The sequence below is a fragment of the Ruegeria sp. HKCCE3926 genome (genome assembly GCF_017872515.1).
Lineage (GTDB): Bacteria > Pseudomonadota > Alphaproteobacteria > Rhodobacterales > Rhodobacteraceae > Ruegeria.
In genome coordinates, this window is sequence record NZ_JAEDOU010000007.1 from 207,720 (window position 1) to 214,038 (window position 6,319).

Sequence of the window (6,319 nt, forward strand, 5' to 3'; positions counted from 1 at the left end):
ACGAGGAGCTGATGCATGTTGGAAATATCGGCAAGAAAGGTCGCTCAGATTGCCATGATGGGGCGCGAGCTGAACCGGGCAGAAGGTGAAATGCGCGCCTTCATCGAACGTATGAGCGAAGACGAGCAAGCCGAACTGGTTGCCATCATGTGGATCGGCCGCGAAAGCTTTTTCGCCGAGGATCTGGCCGAAGCGATTGCCACTGCCAAGGCCGAGGCCTCGACCCCCTGTGCCGACTACCTGATCGGCACTCCGCACATGTCAGACCACCTTGAGAACGGTCTGGACGCGCTGGGGATATCAGCCGAGGACGTTGAAAACGATCTGATGTGACCTGCCTGCAAAGGGGCGGTTTCTGCGACGGATCGACATTCGCGTTATCTTGATCCGCCACTGAAAAGACATGTCGCGGGCCTGGATCGAAGACTGTAATCAACGCGCCGGTCCAGCCCGAACTTTCCCTCCAATACAGTCTTAACAAACCTTAATGAACCGGTTTGGCAACGTTAAGGCAGCCTTCCCAAATCTGATGTCAGGAAGACAAAGACATTGAGTTCAGGAGGAGAAAGACATGGCACATACACAAACATTCGAAGGCCGGGGTGGCCTGCTTGACGGTCTGTTTTCAAACTATGCAGAAGCAAAGGTCGAGCATTTCCGCCGCCGGATTTTTTCGAAAACCGTGCGGGATCTGGAAAAGCTTGATGACGTACAACTGGCCGACATCGGCATCCAGCGGGATCAGATCAAAAGACGCGCATATGAAAGTGTGTATCACAACAAGCCATACCGGCAGTGATCAAGCATTCAGCGTGAACTGAGACAATCCCCAAAAGCATGTTAGCGAGGTTACCAGAATGTTCGACGTCGTACCGCCCACCAATCAACCGGCTCCGGCCGCCACTGCGCTTTTGCTGTTCGATCGTGCCATGCGAATCCGTTCGATCAGCCCTGATATTGTCCGCGCAGCCCAGCATCTGAATGCTTTGACCGATCATCAGTTGTCCGAGCTGGGCATCAACCGCAGTGATATCGAAGATACCATCCAGCGGTATATCTGAAGTCCGGGTGAGGGAAACCCGAACGAGGACAACATGCGTAAAGTGGAACAATGAAAGCCATTCCAGGCAGTCTGGAATGGCTTTTTTGCATTCAGGCCTTGTGATCGACGATTTGCAGATGTTGGGCCAGCTTTTCGATTTCACCCATCCATCCCTGCACCAGCTTTGGATCGCTGGGGGCCGCGTGAACACCGGCCGGGATGGCGCGGTTCAATACGGCCTCGACCGCAAGTGAGACCGGAATCGACACCAGACGCGCCATCGCCGTGCCACGCTCGTCGCCCCAGGCATCCATGACATAGGTCTTGTGCCAGACTTCGACGCCGTCTTTCTCGGCCTTCAATCCCACGCACAACACAACACGATCAGGCTCGCCTTCGTCATAGGCGTTTTCCTCCCAGAACTGGTCCGACATCTCTTTCAGACGCGCATCCCCTTCCGGGCCGGACAGGGTTTCGATCTCGGTGAACACATCCGACCACGCGTCGGCCCAGCCGTTCAGACGCAGCGTGCCGCGGACGAATTCCTTGACCGGCCAGTGATCCTCGAAATGGTATTGCGCCATGAAGGGTATCGAATCGCGGTTCGGATAGACCTCGAAGCTCTCCGGTGTGGGCAGCGGCGCGATATAGCTGCTGATCGCATCCCAGGGGCGGGCAACGTCCAGCGGCGCGTAATCTCGGATCGATTTCGACGGCGACCGCAGCGCTTTCAACACGCCCAGCGGCGACCAGCTGAATTTATAGCGGAACGGGTTGGGGTTCTTGGGAATGCCGCCGCAATAGGAAATGAAGCTCAGGTGGTTTTTCGGGTCGAAGGCGTCGGAGGCGCGGTAGTCGTCCACCAGCGCATGCGCCATCAGGTGATCGATGCCCGGGTCCAGCCCGACCTCGTTGACCAGTGCGACGCCGGCGTCGCGCGCCTTGTCGTCCAGCGCGCGCATCTCGGGCGCGATATACGAGGACGAGACGAAATTGGCCTGTTTCGAAATTGCCAGGTCCGCAAGCGGTACATGCCAGTCGCCCGGCAGCATCGAGACGATCACATCGCCCTTCTCCAGTACGGCGCCAAGCGCGTCGATGTCGAAGGCGCGGATGTCGTCGGTCAGGTCTCCGACCTCGGCCCTGGCCTTGTCGACGGTCCGGTTCCACACGGTGACCTTGTGGCCGCCTTCGATCAGGCGACGCAGGCCGGGAATGGCCGAGAGGCCGGTGCCACACCAATGAATGGTCATCGTTCAGAGTCCTTCAATATGCGTTTTGTAAGTTGCTTCTGCCCGACCCCAGACACCGCTGTCCAGATCGGTCAGAGTCAGCAAGGACGGCAGCAGTTGCGCGGCATAGTCTTCCGAGCTTTCGACCGGCAGCATCGACGGCAGGTTGTCGATCGCCATCACGTCCATCACCGGGTTGGTGGCCACGCGCAGGGCGGGTTCTTGCCACGTGGTGGCGCGGTCATAGACGGGCACCGGGTTGTAATCGCTGTCCGGGTCGCAGGCCACGTCACCGATGGCGGTCAGCTTGCGCGGGGCGGTCAATGCCTCGCGCGGGACGAAGACAGGCGTTCCGGGGCGCGCGAAGATGCAGTTCAGGAACAGATCAAGGTCGAGGATTTCCGGGAAAGGCCCACCGCGCGCGGTTTCGGCCATGTCCCACTTGGTGACCGCGACGCCCATCGCCTCACATAGGTCTGCGGCGCCGGTGCCTACACGGCCCAAAGCTCCGATGACGATGGCGCGGGGCCGGGGCGCGCCTGTGGCGTCCAATTCTGCCAGAAGTTCGGCGTTCAGCGCGTCCTTGCCGGGATAGACGCCGACAGGGCCGCAGATCTCGCCCCGTTGCTGCGCCGCCCAGGTCTTGAGCGTCACCGCCGCGCCCGCGTAGCCTGCCCAATAGCCGAATGCGGCGACCCGGCGACCATCTTCATCCACAAGGTATTCCAGATCATATAGCGTGCCGCCGCCCGCCTTGAACCGTTCCAGCAGAGCCCGGCCCGAATGCTGGCCCTTGAAGGCATGGCCGAACATGATGTGGCGGTGGGGCAGGGGTGTACCGTCTTCGGGCAGTTCCTTGAGGCCGAAGATGATCGCGTCCAGCGGGGCCTCGGGCCAGGAATTCTCGGGCGCGATCTCGCAGCCTGCTTCCTTGTAGCCGTCCAGTGGAATGGCGCGGGCATGGCTTTCCTCGACCGTCAAGCGGATGCCGGCCGCGATCAGCGCGGCGGCACCTTCCGGCGTCAGCCCAACCCGTTCTTCGTTCGGGCGCTGTTCTGCCCGGACCCAGAGATGTGTCATCTTATTTCCTTTTGTCAGAGCATTCCGGCAGCACGCACTGCCTGAACCGAAGGGCGTGCCTCCATCGCCTCACGGAAGGCGACGATTTTGGGAAAGGCCGAAACGTCCACACCATCGCCTTCCAGCCAGCTGCACACCACATACAGATAGGCATCGGCCAGCGAGAACGCCTCGCCCAGCACAAATGGACCACGCAGGCCGTTCGACGAGATATAATCGCAGGACGCGGTCATCGTCTGCGCGACCTTGTCTTTCATGTCTTTCCAGCTGGATTTCTTGTCGGCCCAGCGGTGCCCGCGCAGCTTGTGCGCGTGGTTCACATGCATGGTCGAGGCAAGGTAGAACATCACTTCGCGCATCCGGGCAGCCATCACCGGATCAGCCGGCACCAGCCCGGCCTCGGGGGCCTTGGCCGCAACGAATTCCAGCAGGGCTCCGGTTTCAGTCAGGATGCCGCCATCCACCACCAGCGCCGGAACGCGGCCTTTGGGGTTTATTTGCTTGTAAGCTGGTTTCGTCTGTTCGCCCCCGGCGAAGTCGAGTTTGATCGCTTCGTATTCCAGCCCGGCCTCTTCCAGTGCGATCGCGACAGCGACCGAGATGGTTCGGGGTGCATAGTAGAGCTGCATCAGGCGTCTCCGATCTGGTTACAGGTGGGTCTGCGCGAACTGCCGATCAGGGGCTTCCAGATGCGGAACGGCATTGAAAAGAACCGGGCTCAGCTGAGCGCCAATCGGATGCAGACGATGCATCGACGTGTTCATGATGGCAAGGGCCACCCGTGCCATTGACGGGATATCCAACCCCATCGCCTGCCGCACCACCATCGAAATCAACCCGCCCGAGGTCACGACGATGGCCGGTCCGCCCTCGGTCCCGATCTCGTGCAGCGCGTCGCGCACGCGCGTCTCGAATTCTTCGAAGGTTTCCGGCGGGTTCTTGATTTCGCCATTGGCCCAGGCCGCAAATGTTCTGGGCAGGTGTTCGACGAAACCTTCGCGGTCGGTGGGGATCGCGACGCCGTGTTGGTCCTCGAACAGTTGCGCCAGCGTGAAATACTCGATCTCGTTCAGTCGCGCGTCACGGATTGGATCGTGCAATCCCATGCTGTCCGCTGTCTCGGCGTGACGGGTCAGGGTGCCGCAATAGACCCGGGCATAGTGGCTGCGGGTGTCGCGCAGATGCGCCCCCAGCCAACGCGCCTGCTGATGCCCCAAGTCGCTGAGCCTGTCATAACTTGCCTCGTCCCGCGCCGTTGTGTTTGCCTGCCCGTGACGCACCAATGTGATATGTGACATGTCGGTCCCTCTTGCGCCGAAGTCTTAGGGCAGGTTCCCCTCTGGTGCCAGAGGGGTTTCACGCCTGTCGAAAAAAACCTCGCTCCTTTTCTGTTTCTGGCTATGGTTCGCCCCGAACAAACCTCCGGAGGGGTATATGACCGTCGATCACACGCGTTTTCTGACCGACCTGCATAAGTTGCGTGCATTTGGTGCCGCAGGAGTGGGCAAGGGGGTTGTCCGCCCTGCCTATTCCGACGCGGATATCGCTGCGCGCCAGTGGCTTGCCGGACGTATGCGTGAAGCGGGCCTGACTCCGCAGTTTGACCCGGTGGGAAACCTGTTCGGATTGGCGTCCGGCCCTTCGCTGTTGATGGGATCACATTCCGACAGTCAGCCCGAAGGCGGTTGGCTGGACGGCGCCCTTGGCGTCATCGCCGCACTGGAAGTTGCACGTTCCGTCGACCGTCCCATTTCAGTTGTCAGCTTTCAGGACGAAGAGGGGCGGTTTGGCGTGACCACAGGTTCTGCTGTCTGGTCGGGCGGTTTGTCTCTGGAAAAAGCCGATGTGTTGACCGATGGGGCGGGCGTCAGCTTTGGCCAGGCCCGATCGTCCATGGCAGATCTGTCCCACGGATTCGTGGACCCGTCCCGTTTCAATGGCTTCATAGAGATGCATATCGAACAGGGCCCCTCTCTGGACGCGTCCGGAGACCAAATCGGAGTCGTCACCGATATCGTTGGCATCCGCGATATGTCGATCACATTCGAAGGTCAGCAGAATCACGCCGGCACCACCCCCATGCACCTGCGCCGCGACGCCTTTCAGGCCCTGTCCCTGTTCAACACCCGGCTCAATGAGAGGTTTCGCAATGTCGTCACGCCGCAGACGGTCTGGACCATCGGGCGGGTCAACCTGCATCCAAACGCTTCGTCCATCGTGCCGGGACGGGTTCGGTTCTCGATGCAATGGCGCGATGCTGATGCAGACCGTTTGGCCCGGATGGAGGAGATCATTCGGGCGACAGCACAAGAAACCGCTGAGCAAATGGGGATGAGCTTGGATTACGGCCCCATGCTGGGGCTGGATCCCGTTGCCATGGATCCGACCTTGCGCTGCGCTCTTGAACGCGGTGCAGAACAGGTCGCACCGGGTCGGTGGCGCAGGATGCCCTCGGGGGCCTTGCACGATGCCACCAATGTGTCTCGCCTGATGCCGGTCGCGATGCTGTTCACGCCCTCGATCGACGGTATCAGCCATGATTTTGCAGAAGATACGGCAGAGGTCGATTTGATTGCCGGGCTCGAAGTTCTGGTGCGTGCGGTGCGGTCCCTCTCTGTCTGAACGTCACTTTGCGCCGAGAAATCCCGAAGAAGGTATGTATCGACGGTGAAATCCTTCCCTCTGGTATCCGGTCGGACGCCAGGGAATTCACGCGATGGAAACAAGGATTGTTGCCTAACGGAAAAAAGTTTCCTATAGGAACATTCATGGTGCATGCGTCTGTATACCGCCTCTTCTACGGATCGGTGTTTCACTAAAAACCGGGTGGAATCATTGCATTCTATGCGGCTTGGGGCAGACTGACGGTTATGCATTTTGACCTTTGGATAATCGGAAGTTGACCGGATCATGACCACACCGAAGCGCACGCCCTTGTATGACCTTCACGTCGAACTTGGTGGCA

Annotated in this window: 8 protein-coding genes; 4 read left to right on the forward strand and 4 right to left on the reverse strand. The window is 59.8% G+C overall.

Annotated features, from left to right (window positions below):
* Window positions 1-15 precede the first annotated feature (15 nt).
* The 3 genes from I9184_RS16950 (at window position 16) to I9184_RS16960 (ending at window position 1,061) form a co-directional block, all read left to right on the forward strand.
* Entirely contained in the window at window positions 16-333 is a 318-nt protein-coding gene (locus tag I9184_RS16950) for a DUF3775 domain-containing protein (RefSeq protein WP_117871872.1), read from the forward strand.
* Between the two features lie 238 nt (window positions 334-571).
* Window positions 572-799 (forward strand): DUF1127 domain-containing protein, encoded by a 228-nt coding sequence (locus I9184_RS16955; protein WP_171637256.1) that lies wholly within the window; start codon window positions 572-574, stop codon window positions 797-799.
* Between the two features lie 58 nt (window positions 800-857).
* On the forward strand, window positions 858-1,061 hold the full coding sequence (locus I9184_RS16960; RefSeq protein WP_171724662.1) for a DUF1127 domain-containing protein: 204 nt from the start codon (window positions 858-860) through the stop codon (window positions 1,059-1,061).
* 91 nt (window positions 1,062-1,152) lie between these two features.
* Here I9184_RS16960 and I9184_RS16965 read toward each other — a convergent pair whose 3' ends face one another.
* From I9184_RS16965 to I9184_RS16980, 4 genes are read right to left on the reverse strand one after another with little or no spacing between them, the layout of a single operon-like run.
* Window positions 1,153-2,295 carry a saccharopine dehydrogenase family protein gene (locus I9184_RS16965; protein ID WP_209835232.1) on the reverse strand — a complete coding sequence of 381 codons (1,143 nt, stop codon included), beginning with the start codon at window positions 2,293-2,295 and terminating at the stop codon, window positions 1,153-1,155.
* Between the two features lie 3 nt (window positions 2,296-2,298).
* Entirely contained in the window at window positions 2,299-3,354 is a 1,056-nt protein-coding gene (locus tag I9184_RS16970; RefSeq protein WP_209835233.1) for a saccharopine dehydrogenase, read from the reverse strand.
* A 14-nt stretch (window positions 3,355-3,368) separates the two neighbouring features.
* Window positions 3,369-3,983: a glutathione S-transferase family protein gene (locus tag I9184_RS16975; RefSeq protein WP_171637250.1), complete on the reverse strand. Its 615-nt coding sequence runs from the start codon at window positions 3,981-3,983 to the stop codon at window positions 3,369-3,371.
* Between the two features lie 18 nt (window positions 3,984-4,001).
* Window positions 4,002-4,652, reverse strand: a complete 651-nt coding sequence (locus tag I9184_RS16980; protein WP_171637248.1) for a histidine phosphatase family protein — start codon at window positions 4,650-4,652, stop codon at window positions 4,002-4,004.
* Between the two features lie 136 nt (window positions 4,653-4,788).
* Here I9184_RS16980 and I9184_RS16985 point away from each other — a divergent pair, with 136 nt between their 5' ends.
* Window positions 4,789-5,976 (forward strand): Zn-dependent hydrolase, encoded by a 1,188-nt coding sequence (locus I9184_RS16985; protein ID WP_171637246.1) that lies wholly within the window; start codon window positions 4,789-4,791, stop codon window positions 5,974-5,976.
* Window positions 5,977-6,319 lie beyond the last annotated feature (343 nt).